The sequence below is a fragment of the Frigoribacterium sp. CFBP 13712 genome (assembly GCF_014842255.1).
Classification (GTDB): domain Bacteria; phylum Actinomycetota; class Actinomycetes; order Actinomycetales; family Microbacteriaceae; genus Frigoribacterium.
This window is the reverse complement of sequence record NZ_JACYVH010000004.1, coordinates 152,337-171,387: the sequence shown is the minus strand read 5'-3', so window position 1 is coordinate 171,387 and position 19,051 is coordinate 152,337. Positions and strand designations below refer to the sequence as shown.

Here is a 19,051-nt window from a genome sequence, read left to right as displayed (position 1 = left end):
CGATGGGTGGGCTTTACTCTGTGAACCTTCCCAGAAATTGTCGCCGCGGTCTTGCCGTCGCGAATGTGGGAACGATCACAGACATCATGTGTGAACCTTCACAGACGAAGGGCTCCGGCCTCGAGTCGGTGGGGGATCGCCCGCCGACGAAGCCGAGGCCCCGTGCTCACCCAGACCCTCCCGCAGCAGACCGCGCTCGATCTCGGGCTCGACGGTCTCGTCTTCGGCTGCGACTACAACCCCGAGCAGTGGTCGCCCGAGACCTGGGTCGACGACGTCGCCCTGATGCGCGAGGCCGGGGTCAACCTGGTCGCCATCAACATCTTCGGCTGGTCGCACGTCGAGCCCGAGCCCGGCCGCTTCCGCTTCGACGACCTCGACGCCGTCATCGAGCTGCTGCATGCCGCGGGCATCGGGGTCAACCTCGGCACCGGCACCTCGTCGCCGCCGCCGTGGCTGACCACCCGCCACCCCGAGGTGCTGCCCCAGGCCGCGGACGGCACGCCGCGGTGGCCCGGCGGCCGTCAGGCCTACTGCCCGAGCTCGCCCGTCTTCCGTGAGCGCGCCCTCCAGCTCGTCCGCGCGACCGCCGAGCGCTACGGTCGGCACCCCGCCGTGAAGCTCTGGCACGTGTCGAACGAGCTCGGCTGCCACAACGCCCTCTGCTACTGCGACGAGTCGGCCCGAGCTTTCCGAGCCTGGCTGGAGGCGCGCTACAGCAGCGTCGACGCCCTCAACACCGCCTGGGGCACGGCCTTCTGGAGCCAGCGCTACTCGGCGTTCGCCGAGGTGCTGCCCCCACGGGCGACCCTGTCGTTCGTCAATCCGGCGCAGACCATCGACTTCCAGCGCTTCAGCTCCGACACGCTGCTCGAGCACTACCGCGCCGAGGCCGCCGTCATCGAGGCCGTCAGCGCCGTGCCGATCACGACGAACTTCATGGTCGCCGCCCACATCAAGAACCAGGACTACTGGAGCTGGGCAGGCGACATGGCCGTCATCGCCAACGACCACTACCTCGACCACCGCCTCGAGCGCCCCGTCGTCGAGCTGGCCTTCGCCGCCGACACGACCCGCGGTCTCGCCGGAGGCGCCCCGTGGATCCTCATGGAGCACTCGACGGGCGCCGTGAACTGGCAGCCCCGCAACCTCGCGAAGGCACCGGGCGAGATGCTCCGGAACACCGCCTCCCATGTCGCCCGCGGCGCCGACGGCATCTGCTTCTTCCAGTGGCGCGCCTCCGTCAAGGGCACCGAGAAGTTCCACTCCGCGCTGCTGCCGCACGCCGGCACGTCGTCGCGCATCTGGGACGAGTCGGTGCGTCTCGGCGCCCTGGCCGGTCGCCTCGGCGAGCTGCGCGGCTCGCGCGTCGTCGCCGACGTCGCCCTCGTCTTCAGCTGGGAGAACTGGTGGGCCGCCGACCTCGAGGCGCACCCCACGGCCGACTTCTCGTACATCGAGCAGGTGCACCGCCTCTACGGCGCGCTCTGGGATCTCGGCGTCACGGTCGACGTCGTCGCGCCGGGCGCCCCGCTCGACGGCTACTCGCTCGTGGTCGTGCCGAGCCTCTACCTGGTGCGCGACGAGCACGCGGCCGTCGTCGACGCGTTCGTCGCCGACGGCGGGTCGGCCCTCGTGACGTTCTTCAGCGGCATCGTCGACGAGACCGACGGGGTCCGTCCGGGCGGCTACCCGGGTGCGTTCCGCGAGATGCTCGGGGTCAGGGTCGACGAGTTCGCCCCGCTGCCGGTCGGCGGCACCGTCGAGCTCGCCGGCGGTCTGCCGGGCGCCACGGGCAGCCTCTGGTCCGAGCCCGTCGAGCTCGTCGGCGCCGAGGCCGTCGTCGAGTACGCCTCGGGCACCCTCGCCGGGCGCCCGGCCGTCACCCGCAACACCCACGGCCGCGGTCTCGGCTGGTACGTCTCGACCGTGCTCGACGCCGAGGCCCTCGGCGATCTCGTCGCCCGGGTCGTCGACGAGGCCGGTGTTCCCGCCCGCAGCGAGGCAGCCGGCCACCCCGGTGTCGAGATCGTCCGCCGGGTCGGCGAGCAGCACGAGTGGGTCTTCGTGCTGAACCACTCCGACGAGACCGTCGCCCACGACTTCGCCGGCTACGACCTCGTCTCCGAGCAGAACGTGGCGGGGCGCATCGAGCTCGCCGCGGGCGGCTCGCACATCATCCGTCAGGACCGGAAGGCATCATGACCGTCACCCCCGCCCGCCCGCGAGACCCGCGAGCCGCCGACATCCCACGGCGCGGATCCGCGCCGAAGCAGAGGACCGCGCCCCGCCGCGGCTTCCGCTACCGCAAGGCGATCGCGATCTTCGTCCTGCCCTTCGGGGTGCTGTTCGCCGCGTTCTACCTGACGCCGATCCTCTACGCCGTGTACCAGTCGCTGCAGAAGATCGAGCGCGAGGGCACCTTCGGGGCCCCGACGCAGGTCTTCGGCGGTCTGACCCAGTACGCGCTGGTGTTCCAGAGCACCGAGTTCTGGGCGTCCATCCTCCGGGTGCTGATGTTCGGCATCGTGCAGGTGCCCGTGATGCTGTTCCTCGCGCTGCTGTTCGCCCTGCTGCTCGACTCGCCCCTCCTCCGCGGCAAGCGCTTCTTCCGACTCGCGTTCTTCGCGCCGTACGCCGTGCCCGGCGTCATCGCCGCGATCATGTGGGGCTACCTGTACTCGCCGAGCCTGTCGCCGTTCTCGGCGGTCACCTCGAACATCGGGCTGCTCGACGGCGGCACCGTCCTCTGGGCCATCGCGAACGTCGTCACCTGGGTGTTCGTCGGCTACAACATGCTGATCATCTACTCGTCGCTGCTCGCGATCCCCACCGAGATCTACGAGGCCGCACGGCTCGACGGGGCGTCGCAGTTCCGCATCGCCGTCGCCATCAAGATCCCGCTGGTGATCCCGGCCATCGTGCTCACCGCCGTCTTCTCCGTGATCGGCACCCTGCAGCTGCTCACCGAGCCGCTCGTGTTCCGCCAGTTCACGTCGACCATCTCGTCGACGTTCACGCCGAACATGCTCGTCTACTCGACGTCGTCGGTGCCCAACTTCAACCTCGCGGCCGCGTTCAGCGTCGTCCTCGCGGTCGCCACGTTCATCCTCTCGATCGGATTCCTCCGGTTGACCCAGCGGAAGGCCGACCAGTGACCGTCGACGCCCCCATCCGTCCCGCCGAGTCGTTCGACGACAAGACGACCCCCGCCCGCCAGCGTGGTCGCGGCCCCCGCGAGAGCGTCATGTCGCGCTCCGCCGCGATGATCATCATGGGCGCGTTCACGCTCTACTTCCTGATCCCGATCTTCTGGCTGCTGGTCTCGTCGACCAAGACGCTCGACAACTTCAACACCAGCGCCGCGCTGTGGTTCTCGCCCACGTCGCTGCAGGACTTCGCGGGCAACATCGCGCAGCTCTTCACCTACAACGACGGCATCTTCCCGCGGTGGATGGTCAACAGCATCGTCTACGCGACGGTCGCCGGCGGTCTCGGCACGATCCTCTCGGCGATGTGCGGCTACGCGCTGGCGAAGTACCGGTTCCGTGGTCGCGAGGCGCTGTTCAACATCTTCCTGGGCGGCGTGCTCGTGCCGGCGACGGCCCTGGCGCTCCCGCTGTTCCTGATCTTCAGCGAGGTGCAGCTGACCGACACGTTCTGGGCGGTGTTCCTGCCGAGCATCGTCAGCCCGTTCGGCGTCTACCTGAGCCGCATCTACGCGGCGTCCAGCGTGCCCGACGAGATCGTGGAGGCCGCCCGCATCGACGGCTCGAGCGAGCTCCGCACCTTCTTCACCGTCGCGATCCGACTCATGTCGCCGGCCCTCGTGACCGTGTTCCTGTTCCAGTTCGTCGCGATCTGGAACAACTTCTTCCTGCCCCTCGTGATGCTGCGCTCGCAGGAGCTGTTCCCGGTGACCCTCGGTCTCTACACCTGGAACTCCAACGTCAGCCAGTACCCCGAGCTCCGCACCCTGGTGCTCGTGGGGGCGTTCGTCTCGATCATCCCCCTGCTGATCGCGTTCCTCAGCCTGCAGCGCTTCTGGCGCAGCGGCCTGGGGGCCGGCGGTCTCAAATAAGCCACCCCTCCCGGGTCACCCGACCCGCACCTCCTCGACCTCCAACCCGTACGGAAACGACGTCGTTCCCTCCCGAGACCGGGCTCCCCGGTCTCGCACCCCGATTGGAAATCACATGAAGAAGTCCAGAGTCCTCTCGATCGCGGCGGCCGCCGTGGTCTCGACCATCGCCCTCGCCGGCTGCAGCGCCGGCAGCGGCTCCGACGGCGGCTCCGGCGACGCCGCCTCGTGCGACGCGTCATCCGGTCCCGTCACGCTCAACTTCACGACCTGGGTCCCCAACATGGACAAGGTCGTCGCCCTCTGGAACGAGGAGAACCCCGACGTCCAGGTCAAGGTCTCGATCGTGCCGAACGGCAACAGCGGCACCTACCAGAACTTCTTCAACCAGCTCAAGGCGGGCAACGCGCCCGACATCGGGCAGGTCGAGTACGACACCCTCCCCGCGTTCCGCGTGCAGGACGGCCTGGCGAACATCGCCTCGTGCGAGGGAGTGAGCGACGCCGAGGCCGACTTCTCGGACGGTCTCTGGAACCAGGTCACCTTCGGCGAGGACGACAGCGTCTACGCGATCCCCCAGGACTCGGGCCCCATGGCCCTCTACTACCGCAAGGACCTCTTCGAGCAGGCCGGACTCGACGTCCCCACCACGTGGGAGCAGTACGCCGAGGACGCCGTGAAGATCAAGGAGATGGGCGGCAGCATCACGAACTTCGCCAAGGGCGACGTGAACCAGTTCGCCGGTCTCGTCTCGCAGGCCGGCGGCCAGTGGTTCGACACCAGCGACGGCACCTGGAGCGTCGACATGACCGACGAGGCCTCCACCAAGGTCGCCGACTACTGGCAGGACCTCATCTCGAAGGACCTCGTCACGACCCTGCCGAGCTTCACCGACGAGTGGAACAACGCCTACAACACCGATCAGGACTGGACCTGGGTCTCGGCCGTCTGGGGTGCCAACACCATCTCGAGCGGCGCACCCGACACGTCGGGCAAGTGGGCCGTCGCGCCCATGCCGCAGTGGGAGGAGGGCGAGACCGCGTCGGCCGCCTGGGGCGGATCGTCGAACGTCGTCTTCAAGGGCAGCGAGCACCCCGCTGAGGCCTCGCAGTTCCTGGTCTGGCTGAACACGTCGACCGAGGCGCTGGACGCCCTCAACAAGGAGGCCAACCTGTACCCGGCCTCGAGCACCGGCGCCGAGCTGCCGGCCCTGACCTCGGGCGTCGAGTTCTACGGCGACCAGGCCATCTACGAAGAGTTCGCGACCGCGGCCGAGAACATCCAGCCCTTCACCTGGGGCCCCACGATGACGCAGACCTACAGCGACATCTCCGACGGCTTCGGCACCGCCGCCTCGGGCGACGGCACCCTGCTCGAGGCCCTCGAGAGCGGCCAGGAGAAGACGATCGCCGCCCTCGAGGCGCAGTCGATCGCGGTGAAGTAGCAGCACCTGCAGTGACGGCGCCCGCGCCGGGGGAGTCCTCCTCCGACGCGGGCGCCGTCGTGCGCCCGGGGGTCGGAGCCGGAGCCGAGGAGGCGCGGGTCGACCTCGCCGAGGAGGCGCGGGTGCGGCACACTGATCGCACACGACGAGCGAGGAGTCACCATGGCGACCGATGGATTCAGCGCGACCGAGAAGGCGGCGATGAAGCAGCGGGCCGCCGAGCTCCGCGCCGAGGCGAAGCAGCAGAAGGCGGCCGACAGAGCCGCGGCCGACCTGCAGAGCGTGCTCGACGCCCACTCCGCCATGACGGAGTCGGAGCGGCTGCTCGCCGAGAACCTCCACGCGATCGTGCTCGAGCAGGCGCCCCAGCTGCTGCCGAAGACCTGGTACGGGTTCCCGTCGTACGCCGGGCCCGACGGCAAGATCGTCGTGTTCTTCCAGCCGGGTGCGAAGTTCGGCACGAGGTACAGCACGGTCGGGTTCCAGGATTCTGCGACGCTCGACGAGGGGTCGCTCTGGGCCACGTCGTTCGCCTACACCGCGATCGACGACGACTCGACGGCGCGACTCGTCGCTCTGATCCGCCAGGCGACGCAGGGCGCCGAGTAGGGCGGACGGCCGGCACCGCGCCTCCTTCCGTGCCATCCGGGCGTCGATGAGTCACGACGCGCCGTGTGACTGCCGGGGCGGCGGCGTGTCGTGACTCATCGAGCCGCTTCGCCTCGGCTGCTCGACTGCCGGGCTGAGTGCTGCGGATCTGGCATAGGGTCTTGCCTATGACGCAAGACATGATCGACGAGGTCGTCCGCCAGCGGATCCGCGGGCTGCGTGTGGCCCGGGGGTGGACCCTCGAGGCGCTGTCGTCGCGCTGCTACCTGTCGACGTCGACGCTGAGTCGCATCGAGACCGGGCACCGACGCATCGCGCTCGACCAGCTGGTGCCCATCGCGCAGGCGCTCGGCACGACGCTCGATCAGCTGGTCGAGCCCGAGGGCGACGACGACGTCGTGATCCGTCCGGAGCCCGAGGCGAGCGCAGGCCTGACCGTCTGGCTGCTGTCTCGGGAGCGCGATCGTCGGGGCGTGACGATCGCGAAGATGCGCATCACGTCGGAGCGGGAGGTCGGCGAGCCCCGTGTGCACCCGGGTTACGAGTGGTTCACGGTGCTGAGTGGCACGGTGCGGCTGCGTCTCGGTGAGCGGGAGATCCTTGTGCGGCAGGGGCAGGCGGCGGAGTTCTCGACGATGACGCCGCACGCGATCGAGGCGCACGAGGGGCCGGTCGAGGTGCTGACGATCTTCGACCACGACGGCGAGCGGGCGCACCTGCCGGGGCACCGCGGCGCCTGAGGCGAAGCCCGGCGGGCATGTGGGCTGAGCGGGAGGATGTGCCCTCAGATCGGCTTTCGCTCCGATCGAGCACCGGGCTGGGCGACACGTGTTGCTCGGAAACCTATGCGGGCGTATGGTTCGAAGGGTGGGCTCATCGACGAGCCCGACCGGCCCCGACGGCCGGCCCCGAACGACGGAAGGCACGCATCATGGCTCGATTCGACAACAGGACCGCACTCGTCACCGGCGGCGGAAGCGGCATCGGCGCCGCGATCTCGCGCTCGCTGGCCGCAGAGGGCGCCTCCGTGGTCGTCACCGACATCAAGCTCGACGCGGCGCAGTCCGTCGTCGACGAGATCGTCGCAGCCGGCGGAACCGCCGCGGCCTTCGAGCAGAACACGGCGAAGGCCGAGCAGTCGGAGGCGGCCGTCGAGTTCGCGAAGACGACCTACGGGGCCCTCCACCTCGCCGTCAACAACGCCGGCATCGGCGCCCCGGCCGCCGACATCGGCGACTACGACATCGCCGCGTGGGATCGCGTCCGCGGAGTCGACCTCGACGGTGTCTTCTACGGCCTCCGCTACCAGCTGCCGGCCATGGTCGAGGCCGGCGGAGGAGCCGTCGTCAACATGAGCTCCGTGCTCGGCTCGGTCGGCATCGCGCAGAACGCCGCCTACGTCGCGAGCAAGCACGCCCTCATCGGTCTGACCAAGGTCGCCGCCCTCGAGTACTCGGCCCGCGGGGTCCGCACCAACGCCGTGGGGCCCGGGTTCATCGACACCCCGCTCGTCCGCTCGTCGCTCGACGGCGACGCGCTCGCCTACCTCGAGTCGCAGCACGCGACCGGCCGACTCGGCACCGACAAGGAGGTCTCGGCGCTCGTGCTGTTCCTCCTCAGCGACGACGCGTCGTTCATCACGGGCAGCTACCACCTCGTCGACGGCGGCTACTCGGCGCGCTGACCCGCGCCTCCTGCGCTCCTCCTCCCGCGTCGAGGAGTCACGACACGCCGCGCGCCCCCGGGCAGCCGCGGCGTGTCCTGACTCCTCGAGCGGGCAGGCCCGGGCGGCCCGGAGGCCGAGGAGGCGCGCTTCAGGCCTGCTTCAGCGCCGGCCCGTCAGAATGGGCGGGTCGCGCACTCGGCGCGCCGTCAGGAGGCCCCCGTGCGCGTGCTCGTCGTCGAAGACCAGGCCGCGCTCGCCGAGGGGCTCCGACTGGGGCTCGAGGCCGAGGGCATCGCGGTCGACGTCGCGGCCACCGGCACCGACGGCCTCTGGCGCACCCGCGAGGGCAGCTACGACGCCGTCGTGCTCGACATCATGCTGCCGGGCATGAGCGGCTACGCCGTCTGCCGATCCATGCGCGAGGGCGGCGACTGGACCCCGGTCATCATGCTCACCGCCAAGGACGGCGAGTGGGATCAGGTCGAGGCGCTCGACACCGGCGCCGACGACTACCTCACCAAGCCGTTCTCGTTCGTCGTGCTGCTCGCGCGACTGCGAGCGCTCGTGCGGCGCGGCGCCCGCGAACGCCCGGTCGTGCTCGAGGCCGGCGACCTGCGCGTCGACCCCGCCTCGCGCACCGTGCACCGCGGCGACACCGCCGTCGAGCTGACCAGTCGCGAGTTCGCGGTGCTCGAGTTCCTGATGCGGCACGTCGGGCAGGTCGTCACGAAGCGCCAGGTGCTCGACGGCGTCTGGAACGACGACTTCGAGGGCGACCCCAACATCGTCGAGGTCTACGTGCGGCACCTCCGCAACAAGGTCGACCGGCCGTTCGGGCGCGAGGCGATCGTCACGATGCGCGGCGCCGGGTACCGGCTGGAGGCTCAGGGTGGCTGACGGGCCCGCGGTCGGGCGCCGCGCCTCCCTCCGGCTGCGGATCACGGTGGCCGCGGTGCTCGCGGTCGCCCTCACGCTGGGCGTCTTCACCCTGGTCTTCGCGCTCGTGCAGCGGGCCGTGCTCGACGACGCCCCGCGGTCGGCGGCCCAGACCGACGCCGACCGGGTCGCGTCGGCGATCGAGGCCGGCACCGCGCCCGCGACGGCCGCTGCGGGCGACACCGACGACGGAGCGGTGCTCGTCGTCGACCGCACCGGGGCCCTGCTCGCCGCCGGGGGAGACGACGATCTGCTCGAGCACCTCACCGACGGCAGCGTCGGAGACCCGTCGGCGCTCGGCCCCACGGCGCGGATCGACGGCGACACGTACGTCGTGGCGACCGAATCGGCGACCCGACCGGGCGACGACGCCTCGAGCGGTTCGGGCTCGGGTTCGGGTTCGGGTTCGGGTTCGGGCTCCGTCGACTCGGACGACGACGACTCCGATACCGACTCCGACGCCGATTCCGACGCGGACGACGCCGACGCCGACACGAACGCCGACCCCGCGGCGACCGTCACCGTCGTCGCCGTGAGATCCCTCGAGGAGGCGCGGGCCGCCTCCTCGGCCAGTCTCGTCACGCTCGGGGTCGCGATCCCGGTCGCTCTGCTGGTGCTGGCCGTGACGACCTGGCTCGTCGTCGGCCGGGCGCTCCGCCCCGTCGAGGCGATGCGCCGCGAGGTCGACGCCGTCACGGCGGCTCAGCTCGATCGGCGCGTGGCCGACCCCGGCGGCACCGACGAGGTCGCCCGACTCGCCCGCACGCTGAACGACATGCTGGCCCGGCTCGAGTCGTCGGCCGCGGCCCAGCGCCGCTTCGTCGGCGACGCCTCGCACGAGCTGAAGACGCCCCTCGCGACCATCCGCCAGCACGCCGAGGTCGCCCTGCTGCACCCCGAGAGCATCGACGGCGCCGCGCTCGCGGGCACGGTGATGACCGAGGAGGCGCGGCTCACCGGGCTCGTGCAGGGCCTGCTGGTCCTCGCTCGCGCCGACGAGGGAGCGCTCGGCGTCACCCGTCGCCCCGTCGACCTCGACGACCTCGTGGTGACCGAGACGGCGCGACTGCGCGGGGCGACACCGGGTCTCGCCGTCGACGCGACCGGCGTCGGCCCGGCGCGGGTCGACGGCGACGAGGGGCTGCTCGGCCAGGTGGTGCGCAACCTCCTCGCCAACGCCGCGCGGCACGCCGAGACGCGGGTCGCGGTGTGGCTGGTCGAGCGGCACGGGCGGGCCGTGCTGACGGTCGACGACGACGGAGCCGGAGTGCCGCAGGCCGACCGCGAGCGCGTCTTCGACCGGTTCGTGCGACTCGACGAGGCCCGCACCCGCGACTCGGGCGGCAGCGGTCTGGGGCTCGCGATCGTCCGCGAGATCGCCCGCGTGCACGGCGGAACGGTCACGGTCGGCGAGTCCCCTCTGGGCGGCGCGCGCTTCGTCGTCGACCTGCCCCCCGGCGCTGCATGAGCGGGCGGGACGGGCCGAACCGCGCCTCCTGACGTGCCGGCCTGCCGCTCCTGAACGGGTTGACCCGCGCCTCCTGAACGGTTCTTCAGCGGGCTTCAGTGTCGCTTCAGGGCCCCCGATCCAGAGTGATGTCATCAGCTCGACCGGCGCCCCCGCCGCGTCGGAAGCCGGCCCCAGGGCCCCACGATCGGAGACACCGTGAAGAAGAAGACCATGATCATCGCCGGAGCGGCCGCGGCCGTCATCGTCCTCGCCGGTGGCGGCATCGCCGTCGCGTCGACCCTGGACGACCGCGTGTCGGCGTCCGACCGCGAGTCGGTGTCGCAGGCGGCGCTCGCCGAGGTCGGCAGCGGCGTCGTGACCGACGTCGACCGCCTCGACGACGGCCTCGAGGGCTACGAGGTCGACGTCACTCGCGACGACGGCCGCGAGGTCTCGGTGCTGCTCGACGGCGAGGGCGCCGTCGTGTCGAGCCGGGTCGACGACCGCGGCGACTCGGACGACTCGGACGACGACGGCTCGACCGGCTCGTCGGGCTCGACCGGCAGCGTCGACGCGGATGACCGCGACGGCGACGACGTCGCGACCGGCTCCGCCCCCGGCGCGCCCACCACGGGCGACCGCGACGACGCCGAGCTGACCGGGGCCGACTACGACCGCGCCTCGGCCGCCGCGATCGAGGCCGCTGGCGGCGGTGTCGTCACCGACGCCGACCGCAGCGACGACCGCGACGTGGCCTACGAGGTCGACGTGCGCCTCGACGACGGCACCGAGGTCGACGTCGACCTCGACGCCGACTTCGGCGTGGTGCGCACCGACGTGGACTCGCCCCGCCGCTGACCGACGGGCTCCGCAGCCGAGGAGGCGCGGGTCGGCTCCGATGCCGACCCGCGCCTCCTGCGGTCTCCGCCCCTCCCTCCCGGCCGCGCCCGCCCCGATGTCGTACCCGGCGGCGCCCGCCCGATGTCGTACCCGACTGGCAGGATGACCCCGTGCCCCAGTTCATCCCCGCCCGCGGCGATCACACCTTCGTCGATCAGCACGGTGTCACCGTCCACTACTACGTGTGGCGTGCGGCCACGCCCAAGGCCGTCGTGCAGATCGCGCACGGCGTCGCCGAGCACGCGTTGCGCTACGAGGCGCTCGCCCACGATCTCGTGCGGGCCGGCTACACGGTCTACGCCGACGATCACCTCGGGCACGGCGAGACCGGGCTCGGCCAGTGGGGCGGCGATCACACGAAGCTCGGTCGTCTCGGCCCGTCGGGTCTCGCGGGCACGCTCGAGGCGATCACCCAGCTGACGGGCATCATCCGGGCCGACGAGCCCGGCCTGCCGCTGGTCGGCCTCGGGCACTCGTGGGGATCGCTCATGATGCAGAAGATCGTCGACCGGCAGGCGTCGCTCTTCGACGCCGTCGTGCTGAGCGGCACGGCCTACCGCATGCCGGGCAGCATGAACGGCGGCGATCTCAACGCCCGGCACGCGCACGAGGGCGGCACCGGGTTCGAATGGCTCAGCCGCGACACCGCGGTGATCGAGCGCGCCGTCGCCGACCCCCTGATGACCGTCGCGACCGTGGCGAAGCTGTTCGGCTACCGCGACGCGCTGCGGCTCTTCGGGCGGCCGTCGCGATCGCTCGACTCCGACCCGCCGCTGCTCATCCTGGTGGGCAGCGACGACACCCTCGGCGGCGAGGCGAGCGCCCGCAGGCTCGCGTCGGCGTACCTCGGTCGCAGCGGCCTCAGCGACGTCGAGCTGATCGTCTACACCGGCGCCCGGCACGAGGTCTTCAACGAGACGAACCGCGACGAGGTCGTGGCCGATCTCGTCCGGTGGCTCGACGACCGCGTGGCCTAGGCTGCGACTCATGCACGGTGAGTACAAGGTCCCTGGCGGCAAGCTCGTGGTCGTCGATCTCGAGGTGGGCGACGGGCGCATCGCAGGGTTCCGACTCGCAGGCGACTTCTTCCTCGAGCCCGACACGGCGCTCGACGCCATCGATCGGGCCGTCAACGGCCTGCCGGTCGAGTCCGACGCGGCGACGATCGCCGCGGCCATCCGTCGAGGTCTGCCCGACGACGCGGTGCTGCTCGGCTTCAGCCCCGAGGCCATCGCGGTCGCCGTCCGCCGCAGCCTCTCGAAGGCCACAGACTGGCGCGACTACGACTGGCAGATCATCCACGACGAGCCGGTCTCGCCCAACATGCACCTCGCGCTCGACCAGGTGCTGACCGAGGAGGTCGGCGCGGGTCGCCGCGGCCCGACTCTGCGCTTCTGGGAGTGGAACCAGCCGGCCGTCGTGATCGGCAGCTTCCAGTCGCTGAAGAACGAGGTCGACCTCGACAACGCGGCGACGCACGGCTTCGAGGTCGTCCGTCGGATCAGCGGCGGCGGCGCCATGTTCATGGACGCCGAGTCGATCGTCACCTACTCGCTGTACGCACCGGGCGAGCTCGTGCAGGGCATGAGCTTCGCCGACTCGTACGCGTATCTCGACGAGTGGGTGATCACGGCACTCAAGTCGCTCGGCATCGACGCGTTCTACCAGCCGCTCAACGACATCACGTCGGCGAAGGGCAAGATCGGCGGGGCCGCGCAGAAGCGCCTCGGCAACGGCGCCCTGCTGCATCACGCCACGATGTCGTACGACATGGACGGCGAGAAGATGGTGCAGGTGCTGCGCATCGGCCGCGAGAAGATGAGCGACAAGGGCACGACCAGCGCGGCGAAGCGCGTCGACCCGCTGCGCAGTCAGACCGGGCTGCCCCGCACCGAGATCATCGAGCGGCTCAAGCAGACCTTCGCCGGGCTGTACGGCGCGACGACGGGTCGCGTCACCGACGACGAGCTCGCTCAGGCCGAGCAGCTCGTGACGACGAAGTTCGCGACGCCGGAGTGGCTGCGCCGCGTCCCCTGAGCGCCCCCGCGCGCCGTCCGGCCGCGAGGGTCGCCGGCGGCGAGTGCCGGGTGCGACGATGGGCAGAAACGGCCCTTCGGGCGGCCGCAAGGGGCGCCATCTGACCACCGTGGTCGCCGCCGGCGACGGCGCCGACGGGCGGGCGGCCCGGTCAGCGGTTGAGAAGCTCGCGGTAGTCGACGTGCTCGTCGATGTAGTCGACCACGAACGGGCAGAGCGGGACGACGCGGCGGGTGCTGTTCTCGCGCACGTCGTCGAGCGCGCCCTGCACCAGCTGCGCGCCGAGGCCGGTCGAGCGTCGGCTCGGCTCGATCTCGGTGTGCGTGAAGCGGATCTCGTCGCCGACGATCTCGTAGGCGGCGAAGCCCACGGTCGTGTCGCCCTCCACGAGGGCGTACTGGTTCTGGTCCGGGCGGTTCTCTACTACGGCGTTCATCCCGTCACGCTACGCCCGCCGCCCCCGACCCGCCCTCGCCCCCTCCGTCGCCCTCCGTCCCCCTCCGCCCCACTCCGCTCCGGTCGGGGCCGGCCCGCAGGAGGCGCGGCGAGGGTGGGCGGAGCCGGGCCCGGCACGCGACAGAATGGAGGCATGCCCCTGAACTGGACCAGCGCCTCCTCGAGCCTCGTGGTCCAGGGTGACAACCTCGAGGTGACGCCGCGGCTGCCCGACGAGGCGTTCACGGTCGTCTACCTCGACCCGCCGTTCAACACGGGGCGGGCGCAGAAGCGGCGGACGACCACCTCGGTCCGCAGCGCCGACGACTCCGTGACCGCCGTCACGGGTTTCAAGGGCGTCGCGTACGAGCGGATCCGCGGCGACCTGATGCGCTACGACGACCGTTTCGACGACTACTGGTCGTTCCTCGAGCCGAGACTCGCCGAGGCCTGGCGCCTGCTCGCCCCCGACGGCACCCTCTATCTGCACCTCGACTACCGCGAGGCGCACTACGCGAAGGTGCTGCTCGACGTGCTGTTCGGTCGCGACAACTTCCTGAACGAGATCATCTGGGCGTACGACTACGGCGCGAAGAGCCGCAACCGGTGGCCCACCAAGCACGACACGATCCTCGTCTACGTGAAGGACCCTGCCCGGTACCACTTCGACTCCGAGACGGTCGACCGCGAGCCGTACATGGCTCCCGGGCTGGTCACACCCGAGAAGGTCGCGCGGGGCAAGCTGCCGACCGACGTCTGGTGGCACACGATCGTGTCGCCGACGGGCCGTGAGAAGACCGGCTACCCGACGCAGAAGCCCGAAGGCGTGCTGAGACGCATGATCCAGGCCTCGAGTCGTGAAGGCGACTGGGTGCTCGACTTCTTCGCCGGCAGCGGCACGACCGGAGCCGTGGCCGAGTCGCTCGGCCGGCGTTTCGTGCTGGTGGACAGCAACGAGGAGGCGGTGGCCGTGATGCGCAGACGGCTCCCGCAGGCGGACGTCACCGTGGTCAAGCCCCGCGCGACGCGCAAGCCGGCCGCTCGCAAGCCAGCCGCCGCTCGCAAGCCGGCGACCGCGAAGCCGGCGACCGCGAAGCCGGCGACCGCGAAGCCGGCACGGACGACGGTCGCCGAGGCGGACTGACCTCGTGAGACCGCCCCTGTCGCGGGGAGGTCGAGGCCGCAGGCCCGGCGCTCAGCAGGAGGGGTTCAGGCGGCGGTCTGCGTGATCTGCTGACCGTGGTCGACGGCGTGGGCGCCACCGGCTGAGACGGTGCCGCGGACGACCGCGACCAGCTGCTCGTGCGTGAGCGACTGGAGCATCTGGGCGTTCATCAGAGGAGTCCGAGGGCGGTGCCGACGGCTGCGCCGAGGCTGACCACCGTGCCGAGAGCGGCGACGACGATGACGACGACCGTCGTGTCGTGGCCGGCGTCGATCGGGTTCGAGCGACGTCCTCGAGGCGTCGGGGTGAGTGCAGTCATGTCCTGCTCGTTTCTGGCATCCCTGCGATGCCGGCTGATCCATCGTGATCGGTGCTGCGGTCACGGGTCGACCAGGGGCCGATCCGTGCGACTCCGGCCGTGAACCGGGGTCGGTGGCCCCGCCGTGAATCGGGGCCGTCCGATGAGACTGGCAGAGGGTGCCTAGGTTGTCTAGACACTCTCCGGCTCGATTCGTTCAGCGGATACGGTTCTCGGAGCCGGTCGGTTCGTGGCTCCCGGCCGTGCTCTGGGCCGGGTGCTCGGCCGGGCCGTTGGCTGAGCTGTCGGCCGTGCCGTCGGCCGGGCTCTCCGCTTCGGCGGCGTGGTCGTCGATCGACAGCGCCTCCGACATCGAGTCGAGGAACGACGCGACGACCGCCTGCTCGTCGGCGGACATCGACTCGGCCGTCACGATCATGCGTCGGTGCATGGCAGACAGCGTCGAGCGGACCTCGACGTGCGAGTCGTTCGTGACGGTCAGCAGCACGCCGCGCCGGTCGGTCGGGTGCGGGTTGCGCCGCAGGTGCCCGCTGGCGACCAGTCGGGCGATCAGGACCGAGGCCGAGGCCGAGGTGATGCCGAGATGGGTCGCGAGGTCCTTCGCGTTGACGTCCTCGCCGCGGCGGGACGCCCGCACCAGGAATCTCAGAGCGGCCAGGTCGGTGTCGCCCATGCCCATCGAGTCGCGGGTCCGCTTGCGCATGTCCGACTCGGCGGAGCGGTAGCGGCGCAGGGCGTTGAGCACCTCGACCCCGCGCTCTTCGGCGCTGCTCGTGTACCAGTAGCCGGTGGCGTCGTAGAGGGCCGAGGGTCTGTTGGTCGCCATACTAGAGAGACTAGCTTCACCGGCGGCGGACATGCCAAGGGCCGCACCTCGAGACGAGGGGCGGCCCTTGTGGTCGTCGCACCTCCCGCGTGAGCTTCACGGGCAGGGTACGCCGGGGATGAGACGACCGGGGAGGTGGCTAGCACCTCCAGCAAGGAACACGCTACCCCCTTGCGGGGCCGGTTCGGTCCGCGGTGACGGATACCGAGGCGACCTCCAGCTTCCGACCCGTGCCCGACGAGCACCCGCCGCGAGCCCGACGCGGACCCGACGCGAGCCCGACGCCGGCCCGGCCCGGACCCGCCCCGGACCCGACGCGGGGCGGGCTCCTGATCGCCGCCGAGCCGACGAACTAGGCTCGACGCGATGACCTCCCGCCCCTTCTCGTCCCGCACGGCGATCCTGCTGCCCCTCGCCGCGATCGTCGCCGGGGCGCTGCTCGCGTCGTGCTCGGCGGCGACTCCCGCGCCCACGACTCCGGCCTCGCCCAGCCCGTCCGAGACGCCCACGGCGGCGACGCCGGTTCCGTCGGAGACCGAGGAGGCGCCTCCTGCGTCCCCGACCACACCCGCCTTCGACAGGTCGGCGCGGTCGATCGACGACCCCTCGAGCCTGTGGGTCGTCAGCGACAAGCTGCGTCCGCTCGACCCCGTCGACTACGCGCCGACCGATCTCGTCACGCCCGACGTGCAGAGTCAGAACCCGCCCGCGCTGCGTGCCGAGGTCGCCGACGCGGTCGTCGAGATGTTCGCCGCGGGGGAGGCGGAGGGCGCGGGGGCGTTCCAGGTGCAGAGCGCGTACCGGTCGTACGACACGCAGGTCAGCGTCTACGACGGCTGGGTGCAGCGACTCGGGCAGACCCAGGCCGACGCGCAGAGCGCCCGACCCGGGTTCAGCGAGCACCAGACCGGGCTCGCGCTCGACATCAGCCCCGTGCCCCTCAGCTGCGCGCTGCAGGCGTGCTTCGGCGACACCCCGCAGGGGAAGTGGCTCGCGGCGAACGCCTGGCGCTTCGGGTTCTTGCTGCGGTACCCCGCCGACAAGGTCGCGGTGACCGGGTTCACCTTCGAGCCGTGGCACTTCCGGTACATCGGCACGGACCTCTCGACCGAGATGCACGAGACGGGCGTGACGACCCTCGAGGAGTTCTTCGACCTGCCTGCAGCGCCCGGCTACGCCGGCTGACCCCATGCGACGTCCGCCCGCCGACGAGAAGCCCGCCACAGGTCGACAGCTCGTCATCATCGGCCTTGTCTTCGTCGCACTCGGCGTGGGGGCGTTCCTCGCTTTCAGCTACTGGGACTGGCGCGGACGGATCGAAGGGATCGCCCTGTTCGGCGTGCCGGTCGGCATCATCGTGATCTTCTGGGGCATCGTCCTGTCGGCCCGCGACACGGTGCGTCGCCTGCGCGCCCGTCGAGACGACTGACGCGCGGTCTCGGGGCAGCAAGACGGACGTGTTCGTCCGAAAAGGGCGACCGAAGTCGCCCGTCCGTCGCGAACACGCCCGTCGGGCGGTGCGGGAGGCGCGGCTCAGCCCTGCAGTGCGGCGTCGACGATCTGCTTGGCCTCGGCCTGCACGCGGGCGAGGTGCTCGGGCCCCTCGAACGACTCGGCGTAGATCTTGTAGACGTCTTCGGTGCCCGACGGGCGGGCGGCGAACCACGCCTTGTCGGTGACGACCTTGAGACCGCCGATGGACGCGCCGTTGCCGGGTGCCTCGGTGAGCTTGGCGGTGATCGGGTCGCCCGCCAGCTCGGTCGCCGTGATGTCGTCGCCGCTCAGCTTGCCGAGGCGGGCCTTCTGGTCTTTCGATGCGGCGGCGTCGACCCGCTGGTAGACGGGGTCGCCGAACTTCTCGACGAGCTCGGCGTACAGCTGCGAGGGCGTCTTGCCCGTGACGGCGAGGATCTCGCTCGCGAGCAGTGCGAGCAGGATGCCGTCTTTGTCGGTCGTCCACACGGTGCCGTCGTGGCGGAGGAACGAGGCACCCGCGCTCTCTTCGCCACCGAAGCCGACCGAGCCGTCGACGAGTCCGGGCACGAACCACTTGAACCCGACCGGGACCTCCCACAGGCGTCGCCCGTGCGACTCTGCCACCTGGTCGATGATGCTCGACGAGACCAGCGTCTTGCCGATGGCGGCGTCGTCGCGCCACTGCGGGCGGTGCGTGTAGAGGTAGTCGATCGCGACGGCGAGGTAGTGGTTGGGGTTCATCAGCCCGCCGTCGGGGGTGACGATGCCGTGGCGGTCGGCGTCGGCGTCGTTGCCGGTCAGCACGTCGAACTCGTCTTTGCGGTGCACGACGCTGGCCATGGCCGAGGGGCTCGAGGGATCCATGCGGATCTTGCCGTCCCAGTCGAGGGTCATGAAGCGCCAGGTCGGGTCGACGCCGGGGTTGGTGACGGTCAGGTCGAGGCCGTAGACGTCGCGGATGGCGCCCCAGTACGCGACGCTCGCGCCGCCCAGGGGATCGGCGCCGATGCGGACGCCGGCCTTCTTGATGGCCTCGATGTCGATGATGTTCGCGAGGTCGCCGACGTAGCCGCGGAGGAAGTCGTGCCGACCCGGGCTGCCGTCGCCGCGCACGACGTCGACGTTGCCCGCGGCGATGATCTCGTTGGCGCGGGTGGCGATCCAGTTCGTGGCCTCGCTGTCGGCGGGGCCGCCGTGCGGCGGGTTGTACTTGAAGCCGCCGTCGCGGGGCGGGTTGTGGCTGGGGGTGACGACGATGCCGTCGGCCTTGTCGGTGTGCGCCGGGTCGGCGTTGTACACGAGGATCGCGTGGCTGAGCGCGGGGGTCGGCACGTAGCCGCCCTCGGAGTCGGCGAGCACGTGCACGCCGTTGCCGACGAGCACCTCGACCGCCGTGCGCTCGGCCGGCCCGCTGAGGATGTGCGTGTCGCGCCCGATGAACAGCGGCCCGGTGATGCCCTGGCCCGCGCGGTACTCGACGATCGCCTGCGTGATGGCGGCGATGTGCGTCTCGTTGAACGCCGAGTCGAGCGACGAGCCGCGGTGACCCGAGGTGCCGAAGACGACCTTCTGCTCGGGGTCCGAGACGTCGGGCACGAGTTCGTAGTACGCGGCCGAGACCTCTTCGGGGTCGATGAGGTCGCTGGCTTCGGCGGGGGTTCCGGCTCGGTCTGTCATGAGGTCATCCTGGCACCAGCCGCCGACGTT

Annotated in this window: 20 protein-coding genes; 15 read left to right on the top strand and 5 right to left on the bottom strand. The window is 71.0% G+C overall.

Features of this window, described 5'->3' with window-relative positions; genetic code table 11:
- The first annotated feature begins 162 nt into the window (after positions 1-162).
- From IFT51_RS09165 to IFT51_RS09110, 12 genes are all read left to right on the top strand, one after another.
- Positions 163-2,205, top strand: a complete 2,043-nt coding sequence (locus IFT51_RS09165) for a beta-galactosidase (protein WP_371740748.1) — start codon at positions 163-165, stop codon at positions 2,203-2,205.
- Positions 2,202-3,158, top strand: coding sequence for a carbohydrate ABC transporter permease (locus tag IFT51_RS09160; protein ID WP_197981943.1), 957 nt, complete (start codon positions 2,202-2,204; stop codon positions 3,156-3,158). The genes IFT51_RS09165 and IFT51_RS09160 overlap by 4 nt, the downstream gene beginning before the upstream one ends.
- An 89-nt stretch (positions 3,159-3,247) precedes the next feature.
- Entirely contained in the window at positions 3,248-4,081 is an 834-nt protein-coding gene (locus IFT51_RS09155) for a carbohydrate ABC transporter permease (RefSeq protein WP_192060885.1), read from the top strand.
- Between the two features lie 115 nt (positions 4,082-4,196).
- Complete coding sequence (locus IFT51_RS09150; RefSeq protein WP_192060778.1) at positions 4,197-5,525, top strand: ABC transporter substrate-binding protein; 1,329 nt, start codon at positions 4,197-4,199, stop codon at positions 5,523-5,525.
- Positions 5,526-5,687: 162 nt separating this feature from the next.
- Entirely contained in the window at positions 5,688-6,134 is a 447-nt protein-coding gene (locus IFT51_RS09145; protein ID WP_192060777.1) for a hypothetical protein, read from the top strand.
- 167 nt (positions 6,135-6,301) lie between these two features.
- Complete coding sequence (locus IFT51_RS09140) at positions 6,302-6,874, top strand: helix-turn-helix domain-containing protein (RefSeq protein ID WP_192060776.1); 573 nt, start codon at positions 6,302-6,304, stop codon at positions 6,872-6,874.
- Between the two features lie 191 nt (positions 6,875-7,065).
- Positions 7,066-7,818 carry an SDR family NAD(P)-dependent oxidoreductase gene (locus IFT51_RS09135; protein WP_192060775.1) on the top strand — a complete coding sequence of 251 codons (753 nt, stop codon included), beginning with the start codon at positions 7,066-7,068 and terminating at the stop codon, positions 7,816-7,818.
- Positions 7,819-8,019: 201 nt separating this feature from the next.
- Complete coding sequence (locus IFT51_RS09130; protein ID WP_192060774.1) at positions 8,020-8,697, top strand: response regulator transcription factor; 678 nt, start codon at positions 8,020-8,022, stop codon at positions 8,695-8,697.
- Positions 8,690-10,204: a HAMP domain-containing sensor histidine kinase gene (locus IFT51_RS15575; RefSeq protein WP_192060773.1), complete on the top strand. Its 1,515-nt coding sequence runs from the start codon at positions 8,690-8,692 to the stop codon at positions 10,202-10,204. The genes IFT51_RS09130 and IFT51_RS15575 overlap by 8 nt, the downstream gene beginning before the upstream one ends.
- Before the next feature lie 198 nt (positions 10,205-10,402).
- Positions 10,403-11,044 carry a PepSY domain-containing protein gene (locus IFT51_RS09120; protein WP_192060772.1) on the top strand — a complete coding sequence of 214 codons (642 nt, stop codon included), beginning with the start codon at positions 10,403-10,405 and terminating at the stop codon, positions 11,042-11,044.
- Between the two features lie 152 nt (positions 11,045-11,196).
- Complete coding sequence (locus IFT51_RS09115) at positions 11,197-12,063, top strand: serine aminopeptidase domain-containing protein (protein ID WP_192060771.1); 867 nt, start codon at positions 11,197-11,199, stop codon at positions 12,061-12,063.
- A 10-nt stretch (positions 12,064-12,073) separates the two neighbouring features.
- Positions 12,074-13,123: a biotin/lipoate A/B protein ligase family protein gene (locus IFT51_RS09110; protein ID WP_192060770.1), complete on the top strand. Its 1,050-nt coding sequence runs from the start codon at positions 12,074-12,076 to the stop codon at positions 13,121-13,123.
- Between the two features lie 151 nt (positions 13,124-13,274).
- On the opposite strand, the gene IFT51_RS09105 is transcribed toward IFT51_RS09110, so the two are convergent.
- The gene (locus IFT51_RS09105) at positions 13,275-13,559 is read right to left on the bottom strand and encodes a GNAT family N-acetyltransferase (RefSeq protein WP_192060769.1); all 285 of its coding nucleotides are present in this window, start codon (positions 13,557-13,559) and stop codon (positions 13,275-13,277) included.
- A 153-nt stretch (positions 13,560-13,712) separates the two neighbouring features.
- On the opposite strand from IFT51_RS09105, the gene IFT51_RS09100 reads away from it, so the two are divergent.
- The gene (locus IFT51_RS09100; protein ID WP_192060768.1) at positions 13,713-14,702 is read left to right on the top strand and encodes a site-specific DNA-methyltransferase; all 990 of its coding nucleotides are present in this window, start codon (positions 13,713-13,715) and stop codon (positions 14,700-14,702) included.
- A 65-nt stretch (positions 14,703-14,767) separates the two neighbouring features.
- Here the strand turns inward: IFT51_RS09100 and IFT51_RS15355 are convergent, their stop codons facing one another.
- The 3 genes from IFT51_RS15355 to IFT51_RS09090 all read right to left on the bottom strand — a co-directional run bounded on the left by IFT51_RS15355 (position 14,768) and on the right by IFT51_RS09090 (position 15,868).
- Entirely contained in the window at positions 14,768-14,893 is a 126-nt protein-coding gene (locus tag IFT51_RS15355) for a hypothetical protein (protein ID WP_256415641.1), read from the bottom strand.
- Positions 14,893-15,042, bottom strand: coding sequence for a hypothetical protein (locus IFT51_RS09095; protein ID WP_192060767.1), 150 nt, complete (start codon positions 15,040-15,042; stop codon positions 14,893-14,895). Before IFT51_RS09095 ends, IFT51_RS15355 begins: the two co-directional genes overlap by 1 nt.
- Positions 15,043-15,238: 196 nt before the next feature.
- Positions 15,239-15,868 carry a MarR family winged helix-turn-helix transcriptional regulator gene (locus tag IFT51_RS09090; protein WP_192060766.1) on the bottom strand — a complete coding sequence of 210 codons (630 nt, stop codon included), beginning with the start codon at positions 15,866-15,868 and terminating at the stop codon, positions 15,239-15,241.
- A gap of 366 nt (positions 15,869-16,234) precedes the next feature.
- Here IFT51_RS09090 and IFT51_RS09085 point away from each other — a divergent pair, with 366 nt between their 5' ends.
- Both IFT51_RS09085 and IFT51_RS09080 read left to right on the top strand, forming a co-directional pair.
- On the top strand, positions 16,235-17,053 hold the full coding sequence (locus IFT51_RS09085; RefSeq protein WP_192060765.1) for a M15 family metallopeptidase: 819 nt from the start codon (positions 16,235-16,237) through the stop codon (positions 17,051-17,053).
- A 4-nt stretch (positions 17,054-17,057) separates the two neighbouring features.
- Positions 17,058-17,297, top strand: coding sequence for a hypothetical protein (locus IFT51_RS09080; RefSeq protein ID WP_192060764.1), 240 nt, complete (start codon positions 17,058-17,060; stop codon positions 17,295-17,297).
- Between the two features lie 104 nt (positions 17,298-17,401).
- Here IFT51_RS09080 and pgm read toward each other — a convergent pair whose 3' ends face one another.
- Positions 17,402-19,021 (bottom strand): phosphoglucomutase (alpha-D-glucose-1,6-bisphosphate-dependent), encoded by a 1,620-nt coding sequence (gene pgm / locus IFT51_RS09075; protein ID WP_192060763.1) that lies wholly within the window; start codon positions 19,019-19,021, stop codon positions 17,402-17,404.
- Positions 19,022-19,051: the final 30 nt, after the last annotated feature.

What these genes read in the sequence shown, in the direction of transcription:
- IFT51_RS09100 (WP_192060768.1), top strand. Translation starts at nt 13,713, where the DNA reads ATGCCCCTGAACTGGACCAGCGCCTCCTCGAGCCTCGTGGTCCAGGGT.
- pgm (WP_192060763.1), bottom strand. Translation starts at nt 19,021, where the DNA reads ATGACAGACCGAGCCGGAACCCCCGCCGAAGCCAGCGACCTCATCGAC.
- IFT51_RS09110 (WP_192060770.1), top strand. Translation starts at nt 12,074, where the DNA reads ATGCACGGTGAGTACAAGGTCCCTGGCGGCAAGCTCGTGGTCGTCGAT.
- IFT51_RS09145 (WP_192060777.1), top strand. Translation starts at nt 5,688, where the DNA reads ATGGCGACCGATGGATTCAGCGCGACCGAGAAGGCGGCGATGAAGCAG.
- IFT51_RS09140 (WP_192060776.1), top strand. Translation starts at nt 6,302, where the DNA reads ATGACGCAAGACATGATCGACGAGGTCGTCCGCCAGCGGATCCGCGGG.
- IFT51_RS09095 (WP_192060767.1), bottom strand. Translation starts at nt 15,042, where the DNA reads ATGACTGCACTCACCCCGACGCCTCGAGGACGTCGCTCGAACCCGATC.
- IFT51_RS09105 (WP_192060769.1), bottom strand. Translation starts at nt 13,559, where the DNA reads ATGAACGCCGTAGTAGAGAACCGCCCGGACCAGAACCAGTACGCCCTC.
- IFT51_RS09155 (WP_192060885.1), top strand. Translation starts at nt 3,248, where the DNA reads ATGTCGCGCTCCGCCGCGATGATCATCATGGGCGCGTTCACGCTCTAC.
- IFT51_RS09085 (WP_192060765.1), top strand. Translation starts at nt 16,235, where the DNA reads ATGACCTCCCGCCCCTTCTCGTCCCGCACGGCGATCCTGCTGCCCCTC.
- IFT51_RS15355 (WP_256415641.1), bottom strand. Translation starts at nt 14,893, where the DNA reads ATGAACGCCCAGATGCTCCAGTCGCTCACGCACGAGCAGCTGGTCGCG.
- IFT51_RS09080 (WP_192060764.1), top strand. Translation starts at nt 17,058, where the DNA reads ATGCGACGTCCGCCCGCCGACGAGAAGCCCGCCACAGGTCGACAGCTC.
- IFT51_RS09160 (WP_197981943.1), top strand. Translation starts at nt 2,202, where the DNA reads ATGACCGTCACCCCCGCCCGCCCGCGAGACCCGCGAGCCGCCGACATC.
- IFT51_RS09150 (WP_192060778.1), top strand. Translation starts at nt 4,197, where the DNA reads ATGAAGAAGTCCAGAGTCCTCTCGATCGCGGCGGCCGCCGTGGTCTCG.
- IFT51_RS09135 (WP_192060775.1), top strand. Translation starts at nt 7,066, where the DNA reads ATGGCTCGATTCGACAACAGGACCGCACTCGTCACCGGCGGCGGAAGC.
- IFT51_RS09090 (WP_192060766.1), bottom strand. Translation starts at nt 15,868, where the DNA reads ATGGCGACCAACAGACCCTCGGCCCTCTACGACGCCACCGGCTACTGG.